Raw genomic sequence first — 21031 nt, 5'->3', positions numbered from 1 at the left:
GAACGATCCCAAGGCCCCTCGGCAACTGCCCAGTCACGCAGGATCGCCGGTATTCTCAGCCAGGCTACCCGCTTATGGTGAGATACAATGCTGCCGATCATACCGCTGAAGTCGCAGCACGAAGCAACAGGGTTGCAGCCTTTTCAGCGATCATGAAAACGGCAGCCTGGGTGTTGCCGGAAACCATCGTCGGCATGATGGAGGCATCGGCGATCCGCAGGCCGGCGATCCCGTTGACCTTCAGGGTCGGATCGGTGACTGCTGCCGGATCGCCGCCCATTCGGCAGGTACCTGCAATATGGTAGATGGTCTGGCCGTTGGCGCGCGCGAAGGCGAGCCAATCCTCATCGCTGCGGCATTCGGCGCCCGGGCTCGTTTCGCGCTCGCGATAGGTATCCATGGCCGGTTGCTCGACGATATGCCGGGCAATCTTCATGCCTTCTACTATCGCACGGCGGTCTTCCTCGGCAGCCAGAAAATTTGGTCGTATCACGGGACCGATAGAAGGGTCTGGGGAAGCGGCGTGAATCGAACCCCGTGACTGTGGCCGCAACTGAGTGACGCCGAGCGTCATGCCTGGATGATTATCGAGAACCCGTTCCGCTGCATTTGCGTAGCTCGCATGCATGAAGAAATATTGCACGTCCGGTCCGTCAAGGCCTTCGCGGCTGCGCACGAAACCATGCACCAGCCCCGTCCCGAGCGTCAATATCCCCTGACGCGTCGCTGCGTACTGTGCGACAGCTTTCACTAGCTGCAAGCCGCGAGTCTGCTCGTTCAACGTGACCTTCTGTTTGACCCTCCAGTTCATGCGAGTGCAGAAATGGTCGATATAATTCTCACCGACGCCGGGCAGCGCATGCTTCACCTCGAGGCCAAGCGCATGCAAGACTTTCGGACTGCCGAGGCCGGAAAGTTCCAGCAATTGCGGTGTCTGGGCAGCGCCTGCCGTGAGGACTACCTCGCCTCGCACCCTGAAGCTGCGCCGTTCACCCCCAATTTTGGCCGTCACTCCAATGGCGCGTTTGCCATCAAGGTCAACGGTGAGCACATGCGAATTGGTGAGGACCTTGAGATTGGGACGTCTCATGGCCGGTTTTAGGTAGGCGTCTGCGGCGCTGATCCGCCGGCCGTTTTTCTGATTAACCTGATAATATCCGAAGCCATCCTGGCTTTCGGCATTGTAATCCGGATTGCGGCCGTAACCGGCCTCGCCTGCCGCATCGATAAAGGCCTCACCGATTGCCGGCCGGATAGCAACTGTTGTAAGAGGTAGCGGCCCGCCCTTTGCCCTCAATGGGCTTACAGGTCCGCGGTCAGGTCCATCGTAATCCTCCAGCTTGCGGAAAAATGGCAGCACATCGTCGAAACTCCAGCCGCGGCAACCAGCCTGCGCCCAACCGTCGTAATCCGCCGGTTGGCCGCGCACGTAGATCATGCCGTTGATCAGCGTCGAACCGCCTAGCCCCCTTCCGCGCGGCACCGAGATGACCCGGTTGTTGGTGGCTTGTTCGGGCTCGGACTTGAAACGCCAGTTATAGACCGGGTCTACGAGCAGCTTGGAAAAACCGGCAGGGATGCCGATCCAAACGCTGCGCGCAGCACCGCCTGCTTCCAGAAGCAGTACCGTATGGCGACCGCTTTCGGTCAACCGGTTTGCGAGCACGCAGCCGGCATTGCCGCCGCCGACAATGATGTAGTCGAAAATTTCAGTGTCCGATGTCATACGGCGTCTCCCTTCGCCTGTTTTGGCAGGAGCTTGCCGGGATTGAACAGACCTTCCGGATCGATTGCCTGCTTGATCGCCCGCGAAAGTCGCTGCTCGCTTTCGGGCTTGGTTCGCAGCCATTCGGAAAGACGATACCGGCCGATGCCGTGTTCTGCCGAGATCGACCCGCGATGGTTAACAACGGCATCATGGACGGCGCGGTTGACGGCGTCCGCATTCGTCGCGCCGTTCAGAAGCACGTTGTAGTGCAGATTGCCATCGCCCAGGTGGCCGAAGATGTTGAAGCCAGCGCCGGGACATACTTCGAACACCGCGTTTCCGGCATCCCCAAGGAAATCCGCCATCGCCCCGAGCGGCACCGAAATATCATGCTTCAACCCCCCGCCCTCGCGGGCCTCCGCCTCCGTAACATGCTCGCGCAATTCCCAGAGGGCATGCGCCTGCTGTCGGCTCGACGCAACGACGCCATCAAGCGCAAGCCCCTGTTCGAAAGCATCGGACAGCAGCTTCTCCATCGCCGGTTCCAGTCCGGACAGGCTCGAAGCAGCCTCCACCAGCAGATACCACTCGCCGGCAGCGATCGGGCTCTTCAACCCGGCATGCCGTTCGACAAGGTCGATGGAGGTTGCCGAAATCAGCTCGAAGGCTGAAAGCGCCTCACCAACCGTATCCTGGGCAAGCGCAAAGAGCGTGAGTGCCGTGCCGACATCGGCGACCGACAGAAGTGCGGTAACGGTTTCGCGTGGCAGCGGCACAAGGCGCAGGACAGCGGCTGTGACGATGCCGAGTGTTCCCTCGGCGCCGACGAAAACCTGTTTCCAGTCGTAGCCGGCGTTGTCCTTGCGCAGATGACGAAGGCAATCGACAATTGTGCCATCCGAAAGCACCACTTCAAGCCCCAGCACCAGGGCACGGGTCATACCGTAACGCAGAACGTTGATGCCGCCGGCATTGGTGGAGACGATGCCGCCGATGGTTGCCGACCCTTCGGCCGCAAGGCTTACAGGCAACAACCGGCCGTGTTTTTCCGCTTCTTCCTTTACAACCTGCAGAATAGCCCCTGCCTCGACTTCAACAGTCATGGCAACTGGATCGAGCGCGCGGATCGCTTTCATGCGGGTGAGAGACAGCACAACCTCGTCTGCGTCCTCACCAGGTGTCGCCCCCGCGGCAAGGCCTGTATTTCCACCCTGCGGCACGATCGACGAGCCATGGCTGCGACATGTCTTAACCACCGCGGCAACCGCCTGGCTGTCGGCAGGGCGCACGACGCAGAGCGGCGTTCCCCGCGAGCTGCGCTTCCAGTCAGTAGCATAAGGTTCAATATCTGCGGCTGCGGTCAGAACGTGAGCGGCGCCGCAGATGTCACGCAACTTCTCGATCAGCAAGATCGTCATGCGATCGCTCCCATATGCCGTGCCATCAACTCGATCTGGCACTGGAGCATGGGCAGGCCGCGCTGGATACGGCAGCCCTTTGCTTCGGCGGCTTTCAGCAACGGCGTCATCACCGGATCCATGATCGCATCGGCCACTACCTGATCCGGCGACAAAAGCGAAAAATCGAGCGGCGGCCGATCTTCGGGTTTCATTCCAAGCGACGTACCATTGACGACCAGGTCATGGTCGGCCACCGAACCGGCGTCAGTCGAGAGTTCAAGTTCGGGATGGACCTGACGCAGCCTTGCCGCCAGTGCTTGCGCCTTGTCCGGCGTCCGGTTGGCGATCGTCAGGCGGCGGACGCCGGCATCGGCAAGCGCGAAGGCCATGGCGCAGGCGGCACCGCCCGCACCCGCGATATACGCCGCTTTGCCGTGCGGATCGAAGCCGGTAAGGGTCGTCAGCGCGATAACGAAGCCGAGCCCATCCAGCATCGTCCCTATCATCCGGCCGTCAGCTTCCCGCCGGACACAATTGACGGCACCGATATGCCTCGCCTCGTCGGTGACATCATCGCAGAGGTCTAGCATTGCCGACTTGTGGGGAACGGTAGCGATGAACCCCCCGAAGTTCTCCATGGCCGACAAGCCGTTGAGCAGAGCTTCCAGTCCCTCGGGCTTGACGTGGAAGGGGATCAGAACCGCGTCCAGACCATGCCGACGGAACACCTCGGCCATCACCTGTGGCGTCTTCACATGATAGATCGGGTCGGCCAGGATACCGTAGATCAGGGTGCGCCCGGTTATCGTGCTGTGGTTCTTCTCATTCATGGCCAAATGCTCGATCTGCCTGCTTTCAACGATGCGGTCGTGCTTCAGGTCATGTAGAGACCACCGGCGACGTCGATCGTCTGGCCGGTCACGAAGCTGGATTCCGGCGACGTCAGGTAGACTGCAGCGTCAGCGACCTCCTCCGGTTGGCCGAGCCGCGCCAGCGGCGTCATCTTGACCTGCTCGTCGTTGATCTCGGCCGCGACGCCGCGCACCATCGGCGTTTCGATCCGCCCCGGCGCGAGCGCATTGACGCGGATGCCGAACGGGCCAAGTTCTGCCGCAAGGTGCTTGGTGAAGCCAATCAACGCCGACTTGGTTGCCGCATAATGGCAGGCCACGATCGGCGAATAGGTCTTCCCCGCGACCGACGACATGTTGACGATCCAGCCGCGCCCGGCCTCGCGCATCGACGGCGACAGCGCCCGGATGGTGTTGAAGACGCCACCGAGATTGACCGCGACGACACGGTTCCATTCGGCCGGGTCCATTTCCCACACTTTATGGGCTACGCCGTCATGCTTGGGCGATATACCGGCATTGTTGATGACCGTATCGAAGGCACCGCCCATCATGCCAGCTGCTGTTCCAAGCGTCGAAGACACGGCCTCGTAGTCCGAAACGTCAAGCACCAGCGGCAAACCCTGCCCGTAGCCTGCCGCCTCGATCAACCCTACAGTCTCGGCGATATCGGCTTCAGTCAGGTCAGCGACGCCCACGGTCGCTCCCCTCGCGGCAAAACCCATAGCGATAGCCCTGCCGATTCCGCGGCCTGCCCCTGTTACAAGCACACGGCGGCCTGCATGGCTCGGGCGAGTAGCGATGGCTTGTGGATTATTCTCTCTGTGCGGCATATTCAGATTCCCAGATAGGCTTGACGTACATGATCGTTGGTCAGCAGCGCTTCGGATGTATCCGAGAGCACGATCTCGCCGTTTTCAAGCACATAACCACGATCAGAAGCTTTCAACGTGTTGAATACGTTCTGCTCGACGATGAGAACGGTGGTGCCGGTCGAGGTGATCGCTTCGATCACCTCGAAGACCTGCTGCACGATGATCGGGGCAAGCCCCAGCGACGGCTCGTCGAACATTAGAAGGTTTGGCCGAGCCATCATGCCACGGGCAATCGCCACCATCTGCTGCTCGCCGCCGGACAGCGACCCGGCGCTCTGACCAAGCCTCTCCCTGACCCTCGGAAAAAGGGACAGTACGTGTTCCAGCGTCTCACCCTGGCGACCGCGCGCGTCCTTGCGGTAGGCGCCCATCAACAAGTTCTCCTCGACAGTCATGTCGGGGAAAAGCTGCCGGCCTTCCGGAATGAGAGTAATGCCGAGATCGACGACCTCATGGGCAGGCATGCTGGTGATGTCTCGATCCTCGAAGAAGATTTTACCTTTTGTCGGCTGGATCAGACCAGCAATGGTGCGCAGGGTTGTAGTTTTGCCGGCACCGTTGGCTCCGACGATCGTCACCACTTCGCCCTGATCGACGGAGAGTGAAATGTCCTGCAGAATGGTGGTCGGCCCGTAGCCGGCATGGATGCCCTCAAGCCTCAGCATGAACAAAATCCTTTCCAAGATAAGCTTCGATGACCTGCCGGTCGCGCACCACGTCCTGCGGTTTACCCTCAGCGATTATCTGGCCTGAGCTCAGCACCACGACCCGGTCGGAAAGCGACATGACCGCCTGCATCACGTGTTCGATTGCGATGATCGACACGCCGGTATCGCGAATTGACAGCATCAAGTCGATGGCGCGGCGGACGTCCGTCTGGTTTATGCCGGCCATCACCTCGTCCAGCAACAAAATGCGCGGTTTCATGGCCATCACGCGCGCGACTTCCAGCCTTTTCAAGCCACCGATCGTCAGTCCCTGCGCTTCGGCATCCAGCCAGGGACCGAGACCCATGCGAAAAGCCGTCTCGCGCGCAACTTCGCGCGCCTCGCGCACATCGGCATGCCGGTGGAAGGCACCGACCATGATGTTTTCTTCGACCGTCATCGCCGCGAACGGCTGAACGATCTGGAAGGTGCGGCCCACACCGACGGCTGCGAAGTCGCCGGGCGTCACCGGCGTCATCATCGTGCCGTCGACGGATCGGATCTGCACCGTGCCGCTTGAAGGTTTGAGAAAGCCGGACAGCATGTTGAAGACGGTGGTCTTCCCGGCCCCGTTCGGCCCGATAAGGCCAAGGATCTCGCCTTCCTTCAGCGTAAGGCTGACGTCGCGGGTGACATGTAGGCCGCCAAAATGCTTATCGAGATGTTCTGCGACCAGAAGATCGTTGCCGATCACCGGCTTGGTAGGCAGCCGTGGGGTAGCGGCGACAGACTCCGCTTGCACGCCCCTTTTGTTAGTCGATTTGCCAAGGTAGCGGCTGGTAAGCCCGACGATGCCGTTCGGCATAAACAGCACTACAAGAACCAAAACCGCGCCATACACGAAACCATGAAGGCCAAGAGCCTGCGCACCGAGCCAGCCGCGCGCTAGCTCCGATAATGGCACAAGGAAAATGGCGCCGATCAGCGGTCCGATGATGGTGCCGAGTCCACCAATCAGCGCGAACATGGCAATCTGGATCGAGGTTGTCAGAGAAAACACGGAGCTTGGATCGATGAAGGTGAGATACATCGCGTGGAACGTACCGATCATGGCCGTCAGTGCCGCGGAAGCGGCGACGGCTATCAAGCGTACCTTGACCGTATTTACGCCGGCCGCCTGGGCGGCACTTTCGCGCTCGCGCGTCGCGACTAGATAAAAGCCCAGCCGGCGCGAGCGGATCCACCAGGCGACGGCGAGCGTAACCAGCAACATTCCGAAGGCGATCAGCAAGCCTGGTGTGCGATCCCGGAACACCATCCATTCCCAACCGATCTTCAGCGGGATCATCAGGCCGGTGGCACCGCCGGTAAGTTCGCGGAAATGCAGCGCAAGGACCCGGAAAACTTCGAGAAAAGCGATAGTGGCCAAAGAGAAAAACGGACCGCGTAGGCGGAAGCAGGGATAACTAATCGCGACCGCAACGACCGCCGCCACCCCAGCGCCGACGAACATGCCTAGCCACGGCGTGATGCCGACGTTCATTAGGATGATGCCGGCATATGCGCCAATCCCGTAAAAGATCGCATGTCCAAGCGACAGCTGGCCGGCGAAACCGCCGACGATATTCCATGCGGTTGAAAGTCCCGCAAAGATGAAAATGGTGACAAAGATATGCGCGATGAACTGATCGCCTATAACGATGGGGACCACGAGCAGTGCGAGCAGGACGACCGAGAATAATAACAGCCGCTTCCAGGGCAGCGTCGTCTGGCGCGCGGATGTCATGGTGGTATCAAGTGTTGTGTCTGTCACGGTCTTCCTCATGGAGATACGTGCGAAAGATTAAGGCGATCGCTGAACAGGCCGGCCGGCTTCAGGATCAGGATCAGCAGGAACATGCCGAAGACGACGACTTCCCGGACATCCGAGCCGATGTAGAAACCGGCGAAGCTGTCGATTAGGCCGATGATCATGGCGCCGGCAAAGGCGCCGCCGAGCGAGCCGAGGCCCCCGAGCACAACGACGACGAAGGCCGTCAGCACAAAATAGGTTCCGATATTCGGAGATGTCGGATAGAGCGGCGCGACCATCGAGGCGGCGAGCCCGACGCATGCCGCACCGATGCCGAAGGTCAGCATATACATGCGGTTGACATTGATACCCATCAGCTGGGCCGCAGCTCGGTTCTGCGCGACGGCACGGATGGCACGGCCGGTCTGGGTCCGCTTCAGGAAGGCCTGCAGGCCGATGACGAGCAGGATCGAAGCCGCCAGGATGACCAACTGCCCAAGTAGTACGCGCACCGGACCAATGACGATCGGCAGACGGAGCCCGGATGGCGGTGTGTTAGCGATGTCCGCGCCAAAGATAAGCAATGCAAGATTAATCAGCGCGGTCGACAGGCCGACGGTTGCAAAAATTTGGATATGGTCATCCCGAGCCGACATCAGCGGCTGAATGATAAAGCGCTGGGTGGCAACGCCGGCGACGAAAAGAAGCGGCGCGACGATGACGGAGGTCAAGAGCGGGTGGATGCCGAGCTTCGTGGTGAACAGATAGACCAGATACATGCCAAGCATCAGAAACTCGCCATGGGCGAAGTTTACGACCTTGACGATGCCGAAGATCATGGTCAGCCCGACGCTGACGATCGCGAACAACGCGCCCAGCATCAGGCCATTTACGAGCACTTGCAAAAACGTTTCCATATGCCTCCTCCTCCGGCAGGTGGCGGGCAAAACGACCGCCAGGCGTCGGAGGGCGGCAACGCATGCCGCCCTCCTCGACTCTGAAGCCTATTTCACCACGTTGAGCTTGCTGACGGCGGCGGCATCCGGATAAACGGCAATCAGCTTGCCGCCCTGCCACTGCATGCCCATCATCGCCGCCCGTTCGTTCTGGCCGTTCTCGCCGAACTTGATGCCGTAGCCGGCAGCAGTCGAGCCATCCGGAATGTCGATCGCCTTGACAGCCTCGACGATCGTGTCTGGCTCGAAGTCCTTCGCCTTGCCGATCGATTCCAGCAGCGCCTTGGCGCCCACATAATTGTTCAGCGAATGGCCGGAGCGCGGGCTAGTGCCGTATTTCTTCTTGTAGGCTTCAACAAAGGCTTCAAGCCCCGGGGTCGCCTTGGTGTTGACCAGGAACTGGGTGAAGTCGACATCAAGCACGTTCTCGATCACGTCATGGCCGACGGCATCAGCGGTCGGCTGCATCGAGTAGCCGCCACCGCCGCCGATGACTGCCGAAGGCTTATAGCCCGCTTCGTTGGCCTGTTGCAGGAACAGAACCGAGTCGTTCTGGTAAGAAGTCTGCAGGACGACATCGGCGCCGGCCTGCTTCAGCTGCAGAACCAGCGACGACATATCGACAGTCGCTGCTGGATAACCGGAGGACAGGACAACGTTGAGACCTTTTTCCTTGGCATAGGTCGTCTCGTGCTGGGAGACCGAGGTACCGTAGCTTGAGTCCTCGTAGATGATGCCGATCTTCAACTCCTCGGGCTTCTTCCCAAGGCCCGGTGCGATCTTGTCGACCACCATGTCGATCACTAGCTTGCCCATGTCCTTGGCATAAGGATTGGTGCGGAACAGGTATTTCAGGCCACGGCCGGTGACTTCGTCGGCCACGGCCCCAAGTTCGAAATAGGGAATGCCGGTAAGCTCTGCCACTTGGCTTGCAGCGATCGAACGCGCCGACGAATAGGTGCCGAAGATGGCCGAGACCTTTTCCAATGAGATTAGCCTGCGGGCCTCGCCGATTGCCTGGTTATTGTCGACGGCGTCGCCCTTCACGAGCACCACTTTCTCACCCTGGATCCCGCCTGCGGCGTTGATCTCATCGACGGCGATCTCCAGACCGCGCGCGCTCTCCTCCCCAAGAAGCGCGAGCTGGCCGCTGAACGGATACAGCGCACCGAACTTGACGTCAGCATGGGCTGCGGATGCTGACAGCGCGATGGCTGCAGCGGTGATCTTCAACAGTACCGGCAATTTCATGTTTTCCTCCCGAGAAAAGCTGTGAATGCGTTTGGTATCAAGTCCTAGTAATCGAGGGCCTCCTTGCCCTGGAAACTGGTGATCGGCGGATGCGCGCGCTCGTCGGTGACGACATCGATGACGGTCAGCGTGTCGGCGGCCAGCGCCTCCACCAGCACACCCAGAAACTCCTCCGGCTTTTCGACGCGCACACCGCGGCAGCCGACGGCGCGGGCGATTGCCGCATGGTCGACGGCCTCGAAATCGCAGACATCGGTGAAGTTGCCGAACAGACTGAGTTCGGCATGTTTCTGGTAACCGAGGATCTGGTTATTGAGGACGATCACCACGACCGGTAGCTTCATTCGTCGTGCGGTTTCCATTTCAGACCAGACATGGCCAAAACCACCATCGCCGGTGAGGCAGACAACCGGCGCATCGGGGCGGGCTGTTTTGGCGCCCAGAGCATAAGGCAGTCCCCAGCCTAAGCCAGCAATCCCGCGCGGCGTGATGAACCGCTGGCCGGCCCTGCGGGCGGTGAGGAAGTTTGCAACCCAGATCGACGAGTAGCTCGCATCGGCGACGACGATGCTATCAGGAGTTAGTACGCTATCGAGGTCGGCCATCAGGCGTTCCGGACGAACCGGAGACGCATCGAGGTCGACCAGCTTCTTCATGTCGTTCTGATGCGCGGCCCGCCCGGCAGCGATCTTGTCTTCCAACGCCTTGCGACGGTCGGTGATGGCGGACAGATCCTCGCCTCTCAGTGCCTGCGTGAGCGCTGCGACCGTGAGCTTGGCATCACCGGCAAGTCTCATCGCTTCATAGTTGCGGCCGATCTCCCCGCCGTCGATATCGAGATGGATGAAGGTCGCGTCCTTTGGATAGAGCGACCAGCTGTCCGTGCCGTTCTGATTGGTGCGATTGCCGATCAGGAGGACAACATCGGCTTCTGTCACCAGCTCGCGCAGGTGCGACGAGCGTCCGCGAGGAGCCATGAAATAACCCACAACACCGAGCGAAAGCGGGTTGGTCTCGTCGACGGCGCCCTTTCCCATGACGGTCGTCGCGACCGGCAGGCCGAGCGACTGTAGCGCCTCGACCTCGGCCGCAGCCTGCGAGGAATGCACGCCGCCGCCGGCGATCACCAGTGGACGCTTGGCTTTGGCAATCAGTCTGGCTGCCTCAGCAATCCGGGTCGGGTCGGCAACGGTGCGATCGAGCGGGAACGTCCCAAGCCGCGCATCGCGGCGCGGCGCCTCCGGATCGATGTCCGGCCGTTCGTCTAGGACGTCGAGCGGCACCAGCAGCACGACCGGACCAGGCCGGCCGGTGGCCGCAACGGCAAAGGCCATGTCGACATAGTCGTCGATGCGCGCCGGGTCGGCGACGCGGCGCACCCATTTGGCGACGCCGCCGAATAGCGCGAAGTGATCTAGTTCTTGGAAGGCGTTCTTGTCAGTGAAACGGCGAGACACATCCTGAACGATGGCAACGATCGGGATCGACGCCTTCAGCGCCTCGGCAAGGCCTGGAACCAGAAGTGTCGCGGCCGGACCATTCTGGGCGGTGACGACCGACACCTTGCCGGAGACCCGCGCAAAGGCATCGGCCATGGCGGCGCCTGCATTTTCCGTACGGTAACCGATCTGGCGGATCCCATAGTCAGGCGCGGCGAGAAACAGGGCCGAGGGAATGCTCTGCCCAAAGATCTCCTTGACGCCGTGGCGGCTGAGTGCCGCAGCCAGAACATGGGCGCCGGTCATGTTGTCCGTAGTGGTCGGCGTCGCGGGCTTGCTCATGACGTTCATGCTCATTTCCTCCTATGCGGGCCGAAAAGTTAGGCCCGATCCTCCATGACGAGTACGATCTTGCCCGTGTGGCTACCGCCATCCATGCGCGCATGAGCGTCGGCCACCTTGTCGAATGCGAATGTGGAATCAATCAGCGGCCGGACAGCAGATTGTGTCAGCAACGGCAGGACATTCGCCTCCAATGTGGCCGCAAGCCTTGCCTTCATCTCCAGCGGGCGGGCTCGCAGCGTCGAACCAGCCATGGTGACGCGCTTCATCAGAAGCGGCAGCAAGTCGAGCTCGGCCTTGGACCCCTGCTGGAAGGCGATCTGGGCGATGCGACCATCGGCAGCGATTGCTTCTAGATTGCGCTGGATATAGCTGCCACCGACCATGTCGAGAATGACGTCTGGGCCGAGTCCTTCGGTCAGTTCCTTCGACCGGGCGACAAAATCCTCGCGGCGGTAGTCGATTGCGCCATCGGCGCCGAGATCGAGGCAAGCCTGGCATTTTTCCGCCGAGCCTGCAGTGACAATCACCCGTGCGCCGAAAGCTTTTGCAAGTTTCAGAGCCGTCGTACCGATGCCGGAGGTGCCGCCATGGATCAGCAGTGTTTCGCCCCGCTTCAGGCCTGCCCGTTCGAATACATTGCTCCAGACGGTGAAATAAGTCTCCGGAAAAGCGCCGGCCTCCACGAAGGACATTGCGTCCGGGATCGGCAGTGCGGACGCTTCCTGGATGAGGGCCCGCTCAGCATAGGCGCCGCTATGGACCAGCGCCATGACCCGGTCTCCGGCCTTGAAACGCGCAACACCCGGCCCAATCGTTTCGACAACACCGGCAAGTTCAAGGCCGAGCACGTCGGTGGCGCCCGGCGGTGGCGGATAATTACCCTGGCGCTGCATTACGTCCGGCCGGTTGATGCCGGCAGCTTTTACGCGCACAACCAACTCGCCGATGCCAGGTGCTGGCAGCTGCCGATCGACGATCGCCAGAACCTCCGGCCCGCCCGCACCTGTGGCAATCACCGCCCGTGTTAAGCCACTCATGCGGTCTCTCCTTGGATATTGACGCCATTACCTTCCGGCAACAGCAGGACCTTGACCGCCTGCCGGCTACGGGCGAGTTCAAATGCCTCGATACCCTCCGACAGTGGCAGGCGATGAGTAATCAGAGCCGACAGCGCCTGCGAGTTTTGGGCGAGAAGCCGGATCGCCTCGCCGAGTGCCCGCTCTGTAGTGTCATGGGCGCCGCGCAATTGCTTCTTTTCGCGAACGAACCGGGTAAGATCGAGACTGAGCGGTTGAGAATGGATGCCAGCAACGACGAAGATGCCGCCCGGTCTTAGTACTGCCAGCCCGTCCGAGACGGACCGGGCAATGCCGGTCGCCTCAATCACCCGATCGGCCGGCTGACCAAATGCATGCGAAACCGCCTGTTCGAGGGTCTCGTCCATCAAGTCGGATGCGTGATGGATACCCATGTCACGCGCCAGCGACAGGCGCCGCTCGTCACCGAAACCAGCGATCAGCACGTGCGCGCCGCGATGGGCTGCGGCCCACGCGATGCCGAGACCGATCGGCCCCGGCCCAAGCACCACGACCCGCGAACCGGCCTGCACGTCGGCCACATCGACCGCATTGACGGCGACCGCCAAGGGTTCCGTCAGTGCGGCGATGGCAAGATCCAGATCATCCGGAACATGGCGGCAATTACGGGCGGGAACAATGACAGTGTCGGCAAATCCGCCATCGCAGTGCAAACCGATAATGCGGCGACGGCTGCAGTTCTGCGGCTCGCCGGCAAGGCATGCCGGGCAGCTGCCGCAGTTCTTGGTAGGCCAGCAAACGACACGATCACCGGCGGCAAAATCCTTGACGTCATCTCCCACCGAGCGCACCACGCCAGAAAACTCGTGTCCGACCGTGACCGGCAGACTGGCGGTCATGAATTCGTAACCCGGCGTCCATTCATAAGCATGGAGATCGCTGCCGCAGATACCGGCCGCCGCGACATCGATCAGAACCTGACCTGGCAGCGGCGCCTGCATTGGGTCGAGCGATACCAGCTCGAGCCCGAATGCGGGCGCGGTCTTGCGCAGCGCTATCATGAACTCCTCCAGTTCAATCCAACAGCTCGCCCTGGCTTCGACTGGCCTCCTCGCCGGTCTTTGGTGTACGATTATGCTTCGCACACGCCGAAGGTTGCTGTATGTTATTTGTTATAACACTATCCGCGTGAAGGTGACGGGTGTCAAGAAGTCCATTGGAAAATAACAGTATGCCGATGATGGAAGCAGATTGGGCCCAGCCCATCGTCAAGGAAAATCTAAGCGACCGTGCCTATCTCGGTCTTCGACAGGCGTTGATGCGGGGCCAGTTGAAGCCAGGTGAAATGCTGCGCCTGCGGCCGATGTCAGTGCGTTTCGGCATCAGCGCTACGCCCATGCGCGAGGCGCTACTCAGGCTCGTCAGCGAAAAGGCCCTCACTCTCGATGCACGCGGGACGGTGACCGTGCCGACGCTGACGCTCGACCAGTTGCTGGAAATCCGCAGTATTCGCATCGATCTCGAGGGCCGTGCAGCCGCGGCGGCCGCGGTCGTTGCGAATGGAGAGGAGATTGCCAACCTGGACGCGATCCATCTGCTGATCGCAGAATGTCATAGAGCAAAGAACTTCGAAAAGGCAGTGGACCTCAATACCGAATTTCACCTCAACCTGTGTCGAATGGGGAGACTTCCGATCGTCTACGATATTATTGAAACACTGTGGATACGGTGCGGACCGATTTTATCCCATCTTTACGACGCCGGGCTACCGGACTGGGAACCACACCCGCATTTACGCATCATAGCAGCGTTGCGGGCAAAAGATGCTCAGACTGCTCGCTACGCAATTCGTGACGACATCGAGTTTGGCGGAAAAGGGTTGCTGATGCATGCCAAGGACAACACGGCATAGCAAGAGACGGAGCAATAATCGCAACCTTGGCTGTTCGGTCCCCGCTCTTGAAGAAATTCGAACTACTAACCCAATATCTAAAGCTGCAGGTGATGGCGGCGAAGGATGCCGCTTGACTTTCGAGCAAGCGGCATGAGCCGAAGCGCTTCGAGCTGGCTAAAAGTCTTCTGAGCAAACTCAGCCATCTATCGGTCCGAAGTATCGATCGTTCAACCCGAGCCTACTGGACGTGGTATCGCCCATTCACCAACGCTCTGTCCCAGGCGGACCTTTGAACGGCCCAGCAATGGCTGAGGTGATCCATCCGCCGTAGAACGTCCCGGCCTGGGGGACTACGGCCTCGCCGTCTAAGAGGCACAAGTCCATGGCCTGCGGATAGAAGGCAATGAAATCCTTAATCAGGGCAAAAGATGTCGTGGGATGCGGATAGGCCCAGGCCGCGTTCCGGCTCGTTTTGTCATCCGATTGGATATCGAAATAGCGCGCCTGTCCTTTCCACTCGCAGATCGACCTGCTGCTGCCCTCACGGAGCATAGAGAGATCTACGTCGGCGGGCGGAAAATAATAGGTCGGCGGGTGGCTTGTTTCGATCGTGCGCACTGCGGCCGTGGTCTCCGCGAGAACGTGGCCGTTGTAGATGATCTTCAAATGATTGCGCACCGGCTGGGCGATGCTCGGCCTTGGGAAGGACCAAACGCTCTCTTGCCCGGGCAGGCATGGGTCTGGAACGGGATGAGTAAGCGTTACCATAATGTCCTCCAGTCCGAGCCAACTTGCAGCAGCAGCGGTGAATTGCAAGGCTGGACCTGCTTCGCAGAATGGCTATATGGCTCGTTCTCGTACCTGGCCGTCGCAACAAGACGCCTTGAAGGGATCTGAACCATTTACCCGGTTATTGGATAGGGCTGACGGGCTGAAATTCGACAGCGACGAACGTCGGTTTGTTTCACGGTGAACGGCGGATATGGGGCCGAGAGGCGACTGTCCGGTTCTGCGCCAATGAAGGGATCGCTGTCGTTCGCGCAAGGACGGTTATTGATCAGTAATTAGTCGTACCGCGGTCTCAACGTTAACGTCTGCTACCGACTGAAACAGCTATCCACTGAAGAGAAGGAGCGAACCAGCAACGATGAAAGCCGATGAACTGCAGGCGTTCTGTGACGTTTGAGCACCAGAGACTATGGAGGCACGCCACTCTAAAGCTTTGGACACCTACCATTGACGTGCTCCCGTTGATCGGAACTATCATACGTCGGCAATGTTCGGCACATCGAAGGAGCGGGACGGATCCGACGGCACCTCCACCGAGTATGAGACAACACACAGCAACACCCACCGAACCGGACGGGGACATTCCGGGTGGGCAATGGTTGCGCTCGCCGTATTCCTGGTAGCAGTCGTGGGCTGGGTCCACCTGACTATCGGGGAAGGCAGCGACTCGGCTCCCTCCGACGCGCAGCAGATCGCTGACGATCCGGCCAGAGTTCTGGAAGGATCACGCACTGCGTTCAAAAAGCGGTGTCGGCAAATTCAGGCCCGATGTCGCGCTTAGCAAGAACCACATCGGGAGCGGTAATTATTTCCGTTTTGAACAGGCACTGAAAGCGGACTGGTTTAGCATCCATAGACCTTCCGCACCAGCGAGCCGCTTCTTTCGCATGTGCCAACGACGGGCCTGATCGCGCGGAGAGTTGTAAAACCTTAAAAACATCGTGCAGTAGGCCGGGCCTTTAGCGCAAGAACTATAGTCATAGCTGTGAGCTATTGGTTCATTGGCGACATATGCAATCTCCTCAGGCGCCATTTACAGGTTAAAGACGCCGTCACTCTGAACGACTATAGCGTCAACGCCGTGGTGTCGCTTGAAATCAACGCCTTGAGGATACCCTTCTGCGTGTGGTCGCTGTGCTCGACCATCGCCGCTCGGGCAAGATGCGGGTCGCGCAGACGCAGGACATCGACAATACGTCGATGATCCGCGCTGGTTTCCGGATTGACGTCTCGGCTGACGGCGCCGAGGTAAAATAGCCGCGTGCACTCGTCGAGATGTGCGGCAACCAGCGTCAACAGCCGGGAATTGTTCGCTCCCTCGGCGATCGCCAGATGGAAATCACGGTTGGCCTTGACGAAGGACTGGACGCTCTCGCCCTGTTGCGGGTCGTAGCGAGCCTCCGCCAGAGCTTCGAGCCGATCGAGATCTTCAGCTGATAGATTGAGAGCGGCCATGGCAGCGGCGGTGCCCTCCGTCATCGCGCGGATGGCGAAGAGATCGTTGATGTCCTTTACCGTCACGGGCGTTACCCGGTAGCCCCGTCGCGGAAACGCTTCGATCAGACCTTCCGCCACCAAGCGACCGAGCGCTTCCCGTACCGGCGTCTTGCTCATGGCAAGCTGTTCTGCCAGCTCGAGCTCGGAAAACTCGGCTCCGGGCCTCAAGGCGCCGGAGAGCACGCGCGCACGCAGAGAAACATAAGCGGTTTCCGTCAGAGAAATTTTCTTCTGCCGGGCCGGCGAGGTATCACTTTCGACGCTAAGGCTCTGCAAGACGGCTTCTCTCCAAGCTCGTGGGATATGTTGGACCCGCTCGCGGATCATGAGGCTTCACGCCCCTTTCTCTCTTCCTCCACTTTTTATGACTTCGCAAGACGGCCAGCCTTTGACATGAAATATTTCGTAGTATATCACGATGCATATCAGGGATTGACGGCTTGAGAGAGCCGCCCTTGGGAGGAACCGTGGCACAGATCCTTGTGATCAATCCGAACAGTTCGAAGGCCGTCACACGCTCGATGGAGGCGTGCCTGAAGCCGTTTGAAGGCAATGGCCACGAAATCCGCTGCACTGAGCTCGAGGGCGCGCCTGTTGGTATCGAGACGGATGCCCATGTCGCCGAAGTCGTGCCGATGCTGATCGAAGCTGTGCGTGCGGCAAAGGCAGACGCCATTGTGATCGCTTGCTTCTCGGATCCCGGAATTTCGGCCGTACGCGCCACCACGAATGTCCCGGTCATCGGCATCGCCGAAGCAGCCTATCTGACAGCACTCGGACTAAGTCGGGGTTTCGGAATCGTTTCGATGGGACCCTCCTCGATCGACCGCCACCGACGCTACCTTGAAGCCCTGCGACTTGACGGTCGGCTTGCAGGCGATCGTTCGATCGACATGACGGTTGCAGAACTCGTCGCCCAAGACGCGGTCATTCCCGTCACGCGGATCGCCTCCGTGCTTCGCGATGAAGACGGTGCCGAAGCGGTCATCCTCGGCTGTGCCGGTCTTGGGACCTACCGGGAGGCTTTGCAGGCGGAACTGGGCTTGCCCGTCATCGACCCGGTTCAAGCCGGCGTCGCGCTTGCCTGCATGCAGGCTGAACTCGGCTACCGCAGGAGAACGCTGTGAGCATTGATCTCGTCATTCGCGGGCGTATCGTTACACCTCAGATGACCATCCCCAATGGTTGGGTCGCGATCTCTGGCTCGCTCATCCACGCGATCGGTGAGGGCGAAGCCCCTGCCGCAGCCACCGTTCACGACGCAGGAGATGCCTTTGTCCTGCCGGGCATCGTCGACGGCCAGACCCATGCGGGCAGCTATCTCGGCCTCCCGGGGATCGAGCCGACGACACGGTCTGCCATTGCCGGCGGGGTCACGACCATCGTCGACATGCCCTACGACAACCCGACACCTCTGAGCGCCAGGGAGCACCTCGACGCCAAGGTCGCAGCGGTCGAACACTTCGCCCATTGCGATGTGGCGCTCTACGGCACAGTCATGCCGGGGCAATCCCTCGACGAGGTGCGATCGCTCGCCGATGGTGGCGTCGTCGCCTTCAAGATCTCCGCCTTCGAAAGCAGCCCCACCCGCTTTCCGAGGATCGATGCGGCTCTCGCCCTCGATCTGCTGGAAGCGCTTTCGGCGACCGACCTGCCGCTTGGCCTGCACAACGAAGACCAGGAAATCGTGCGGTCACGGGTTTCGCGCGCAAGGGATGAGGGCCGAAACGGCATCACCGCGCATTCGCCGAGTCGGCCTGAAGTCGCAGAACTGGCATCGTCCGTGCATTTCCTCGAACTCGCCGCCAGTGCTGGCGGCCATGCGCATATCGTCCATATCAGCACGCCGCGCGGCTTCAAGCTGGTGGATGACTATGCGCGAGAGGGCTTCAGGGCGACCGGCGAGCTTTGCGTCCACTATCTCTGGTTCGATCCCGAACGCGACGGCGAAGAGCTCGGTGCGCGGATGAAGGTAAACCCACCCATTCGTCCCGGCCAGATCGACCGGCTCTGGCAGGAACTGGTCGACGGCCGGATTGCATTTGTCAGCTCCGATCATTCCAGCTGGCCGATCGACAACAAGTTTACCGCCAGCATTTTCGATGCCGGAGCGGGAGTTCCCGGGATGGAGACCCTGCTGCCTGCCTTCTACACCGTCGCAAAACAGCGCGGCGTCGACGCGGCGCATTTCTGCGCCGAATATCTCGCAGAACGCCCTGCCCGCTTCTTCGGCCTTTATCCTCGCAAGGGGGCTCTCGTCCCGGGTGCCGATGCCGACATCACGATCCTCGCCGAGGGTGACGATGTCTGGGACGCGAGCCGTGCCCAGGATGGCCTCAACTGGAGCCCTTACGACGGACGGCGTTTCGCCGCTCGGGTTGCCGCGACCTTTCACGCGGGCAAGCTCGCCTATGACGGCCATTCGGTCCTCAACACACCCGGCAGCGGACGCTATCTGTGCCGCGGCGAAAGCAAATGGTTTTCGAAGGAACTCGCAACATGACTGAGGCAGCCACCCGGCCCGATCACGGCATCGTCGAGAAGGCGATCACATTCTTCTACTATGTCGATCTGCCCAGAGCGTTCGACTTCTACACAGAGGTCATGGGCTTTCCGCTCGAGATCGATCAGGGCTGGTCAAAGATCCTGAGAATTGCAGAGCATGCCTATGTCGGTCTTGTCGACGAGACCCGCGGCATGCATCGCGCCAATCCAATCAAGCCCGTGCAGCTTTGCATCCGCGTGCCGGATGTCGATGCCTGGCACCGCTATCTCTCGAGCCAGGACGCGATCGGGCTGACAGAACCAAAGGACAGCGCCTCCTTGGGAATTCGAGCCTTCGTGCTGGAAGACCCGGAAGGCTACCAGATCGAGGTGCAATCCGCACTTCGGTGAAAACGCGCATGCAAACGTGTCGGCATACCAAAAAAGGGGAACGAAAATGCTGAATCTTCGCATGAAATCCGGACGTATCGCGGCGCTTGCCGCATTCGTCCTCGTGAGCTCGACGGCACTTACCGGCTTGGCCCAGGCCAAGGAACTGACCGTCGGGCTGACGTCGGACGCGGTAAACCTCGACCCCCAGGCGGGCGAGGAACTGTCCAGCAACATCCTGTTCTACCACATCTACGATCCCCTGGTCCGCCGCAATGCCGACCTTTCATTCGGACCCGGCCTTGCGGAGAGCTGGGAGCTCAAGGACGACACGACCTGGGTCTTCAAGCTGCGCCGAGGCGTCAAGTTCCACAATGGCGAGGACTTCAAGGCGTCGGACGTTGTCTTCACCCTCGACCGTCTGAAGAAGTCGCTGATGGCCAATCTTGGCGCCAACATCGCTTCCTTCACAGCGGTCGACGACTACGCGGTCGAGATCAAGACACCCAAGCCCTACGCAGTCCTGCCGAACGATCTGGCAGCCGTCCTGATCCTCAGCGAGAAGTATGCGAAGGAAGTGGGCGACGAGCAGCTGGACCTGAAGCCTATCGGCACCGGCCCCTACAAGCTGGTCGAATGGATCAAGGAAGATCACATTACGCTCGCCGCCAACACTGAGTATTTCGCCGGCGCACCGAAGATCGAAGAGGTCACGTTCCGCCCAATCACCAATGGCGCCACCCGCACCGCAGCCCTACTGACCGGTGAAGTCGATGTCATCCAGGATCTCAACGTCCGCGACGTTGCGCGCGTCAAGGCTGACGACCGCTACAAAGTCATGACCAGGCCGAGCCTGCTCAATGTCGTTGTGTCGATCGACCAACGTGAGAAGAGCCCCACCATCGCGCTCGACAAGAACCCGATGATGGATCGTCGTATCCGTGAAGCCATGGTCCGCGCAATCGACGTCAATGCGATCAACAAGATCATCATGAACGGCCTGTCGACACCCTCACAGCAATATGTCCCCGCTTCCCATACGGGCTATGTTGATGGCGCAAGCTTCCGCGACATGTATCCCTTCGATCTTCAGAAAGCGGGCGCGCTCATGGCTGAGGCCGGCTATGCCGATGGCTTCACGGTGACCCTTGACACCACCAACAACCGCTATGTCAACGATCAGCAGATCGCCCAGGCGCTTGCCTCGATGCTCGGCAAGATCAAAGTCGATCTCAAGCTCAACCTCATGCCGAAGTCCAACTTCTTCGGCTACATCCGGGTCCCGAGCGACAAGTCGAGCATGATCATGAGCGGCTGGGACGTTCCCTCCGGTGACGGCGGCTCGATGTACAGCGTGATGTTCTACTCGCGCGACAAGAAGGAAGGCTATGGCCAAGTCAACCGCGGGTCCTATTCCAATCCGAAGGTGGACGAGTTGATCGACAAGGCCGATTCGACCTCCAAGCTCGAAGAGCGCGACGGGTACCTGCAGGAAGTCACCAAGATTTTGATGGAAGATATCCCGATGATCCCGATCCACTACGAGCAGGATCTCTACGCCGCAAAGACCAATGTCGAGATGACACCGCGTGCGGACAAGTTCCTCTGGGCCTACGAGATCGACGTCAAGGAATAAGCCTCAACCCGAACGAACGCGGGACTGTCGACCTTGAGGA

The 21031-nt window shown here is 60.2% G+C and carries 18 protein-coding genes; 5 read left to right on the top strand and 13 right to left on the bottom strand.

Translation table 11 applies throughout. The annotated features are described in order from the left end of the window. Positions 1 to 97: 97 nt before the first annotated feature. From G6K99_RS14195 to G6K99_RS14145, 11 genes are all read right to left on the bottom strand, one after another. Positions 98 to 1726, bottom strand: a complete 1629-nt coding sequence (locus G6K99_RS14195) for a GMC family oxidoreductase (protein ID WP_174196910.1) — start codon at positions 1724 to 1726, stop codon at positions 98 to 100. Continuing rightward, positions 1723 to 3126: an FAD-binding oxidoreductase gene (locus G6K99_RS14190; RefSeq protein WP_174196909.1), complete on the bottom strand. Its 1404-nt coding sequence runs from the start codon at positions 3124 to 3126 to the stop codon at positions 1723 to 1725. Before G6K99_RS14190 ends, G6K99_RS14195 begins: the two co-directional genes overlap by 4 nt. Further along, positions 3123 to 3938: a shikimate dehydrogenase gene (locus G6K99_RS14185; protein ID WP_174196908.1), complete on the bottom strand. Its 816-nt coding sequence runs from the start codon at positions 3936 to 3938 to the stop codon at positions 3123 to 3125. The genes G6K99_RS14190 and G6K99_RS14185 overlap by 4 nt, the downstream gene beginning before the upstream one ends. Before the next feature lie 44 nt (positions 3939 to 3982). Then, the gene (gene fabG, locus G6K99_RS14180; RefSeq protein ID WP_174196907.1) at positions 3983 to 4792 is read right to left on the bottom strand and encodes a 3-oxoacyl-ACP reductase FabG; all 810 of its coding nucleotides are present in this window, start codon (positions 4790 to 4792) and stop codon (positions 3983 to 3985) included. Between the two features lie 2 nt (positions 4793 to 4794). Beyond that, on the bottom strand, positions 4795 to 5499 hold the full coding sequence (locus G6K99_RS14175; protein ID WP_174196906.1) for an ABC transporter ATP-binding protein: 705 nt from the start codon (positions 5497 to 5499) through the stop codon (positions 4795 to 4797). After that, entirely contained in the window at positions 5486 to 7267 is a 1782-nt protein-coding gene (locus G6K99_RS14170) for a branched-chain amino acid ABC transporter ATP-binding protein/permease (RefSeq protein WP_174197011.1), read from the bottom strand. The genes G6K99_RS14175 and G6K99_RS14170 overlap by 14 nt, the downstream gene beginning before the upstream one ends. A 35-nt stretch (positions 7268 to 7302) precedes the next feature. Further along, complete coding sequence (locus G6K99_RS14165) at positions 7303 to 8190, bottom strand: branched-chain amino acid ABC transporter permease (RefSeq protein WP_113110338.1); 888 nt, start codon at positions 8188 to 8190, stop codon at positions 7303 to 7305. An 87-nt stretch (positions 8191 to 8277) separates the two neighbouring features. After that, complete coding sequence (locus G6K99_RS14160; RefSeq protein WP_113110337.1) at positions 8278 to 9480, bottom strand: ABC transporter substrate-binding protein; 1203 nt, start codon at positions 9478 to 9480, stop codon at positions 8278 to 8280. Between the two features lie 44 nt (positions 9481 to 9524). Then, positions 9525 to 11270, bottom strand: coding sequence for an acetolactate synthase catalytic subunit (locus G6K99_RS14155; RefSeq protein ID WP_371816194.1), 1746 nt, complete (start codon positions 11268 to 11270; stop codon positions 9525 to 9527). Positions 11271 to 11299: 29 nt separating this feature from the next. Then, complete coding sequence (locus tag G6K99_RS14150) at positions 11300 to 12301, bottom strand: NAD(P)H-quinone oxidoreductase (RefSeq protein WP_174196904.1); 1002 nt, start codon at positions 12299 to 12301, stop codon at positions 11300 to 11302. Then, a complete protein-coding gene (locus G6K99_RS14145) occupies positions 12298 to 13362 on the bottom strand; it encodes a zinc-binding dehydrogenase (RefSeq protein WP_174196903.1) in 1065 nt (354 codons plus the stop codon). The genes G6K99_RS14150 and G6K99_RS14145 overlap by 4 nt, the downstream gene beginning before the upstream one ends. 170 nt (positions 13363 to 13532) lie before the next feature. Between G6K99_RS14145 and G6K99_RS14140 the strand changes: the two genes are divergently transcribed. Then, positions 13533 to 14213: an FCD domain-containing protein gene (locus G6K99_RS14140; protein ID WP_180215536.1), complete on the top strand. Its 681-nt coding sequence runs from the start codon at positions 13533 to 13535 to the stop codon at positions 14211 to 14213. A 243-nt stretch (positions 14214 to 14456) separates the two neighbouring features. On the opposite strand, the gene G6K99_RS14135 is transcribed toward G6K99_RS14140, so the two are convergent. Together G6K99_RS14135 and G6K99_RS14130 are read right to left on the bottom strand one after the other, a co-directional pair. After that, on the bottom strand, positions 14457 to 14963 hold the full coding sequence (locus G6K99_RS14135) for a DUF427 domain-containing protein (protein ID WP_113110332.1): 507 nt from the start codon (positions 14961 to 14963) through the stop codon (positions 14457 to 14459). Positions 14964 to 16049: 1086 nt separating this feature from the next. Continuing rightward, positions 16050 to 16757: a GntR family transcriptional regulator gene (locus tag G6K99_RS14130; protein ID WP_113110330.1), complete on the bottom strand. Its 708-nt coding sequence runs from the start codon at positions 16755 to 16757 to the stop codon at positions 16050 to 16052. Between the two features lie 191 nt (positions 16758 to 16948). Between G6K99_RS14130 and G6K99_RS14125 the strand changes: the two genes are divergently transcribed. Genes G6K99_RS14125 through G6K99_RS14110 form a run of 4 tightly spaced genes read left to right on the top strand, consistent with a single transcriptional unit; the run spans position 16949 to position 20991 of the window. Next, positions 16949 to 17608: an aspartate/glutamate racemase family protein gene (locus G6K99_RS14125; RefSeq protein ID WP_113110329.1), complete on the top strand. Its 660-nt coding sequence runs from the start codon at positions 16949 to 16951 to the stop codon at positions 17606 to 17608. Continuing rightward, on the top strand, positions 17605 to 18984 hold the full coding sequence (locus tag G6K99_RS14120) for an amidohydrolase family protein (RefSeq protein ID WP_113110328.1): 1380 nt from the start codon (positions 17605 to 17607) through the stop codon (positions 18982 to 18984). The genes G6K99_RS14125 and G6K99_RS14120 overlap by 4 nt, the downstream gene beginning before the upstream one ends. Then, positions 18981 to 19376 carry a VOC family protein gene (locus G6K99_RS14115; RefSeq protein WP_113110327.1) on the top strand — a complete coding sequence of 132 codons (396 nt, stop codon included), beginning with the start codon at positions 18981 to 18983 and terminating at the stop codon, positions 19374 to 19376. The genes G6K99_RS14120 and G6K99_RS14115 overlap by 4 nt, the downstream gene beginning before the upstream one ends. Positions 19377 to 19422: 46 nt before the next feature. After that, a complete protein-coding gene (locus G6K99_RS14110; protein WP_113110326.1) occupies positions 19423 to 20991 on the top strand; it encodes an ABC transporter substrate-binding protein in 1569 nt (522 codons plus the stop codon). Positions 20992 to 21031 lie beyond the last annotated feature (40 nt).

This window comes from Neorhizobium sp. AL 9.2.2, from assembly GCF_013317225.1.
In the GTDB taxonomy this organism is placed as follows: Bacteria; Pseudomonadota; Alphaproteobacteria; order Rhizobiales; family Rhizobiaceae; genus Neorhizobium; species Neorhizobium soli.
Note: the sequence above shows the minus strand (reverse complement) of the source record. Positions and strands in the feature narration are given on the sequence as shown.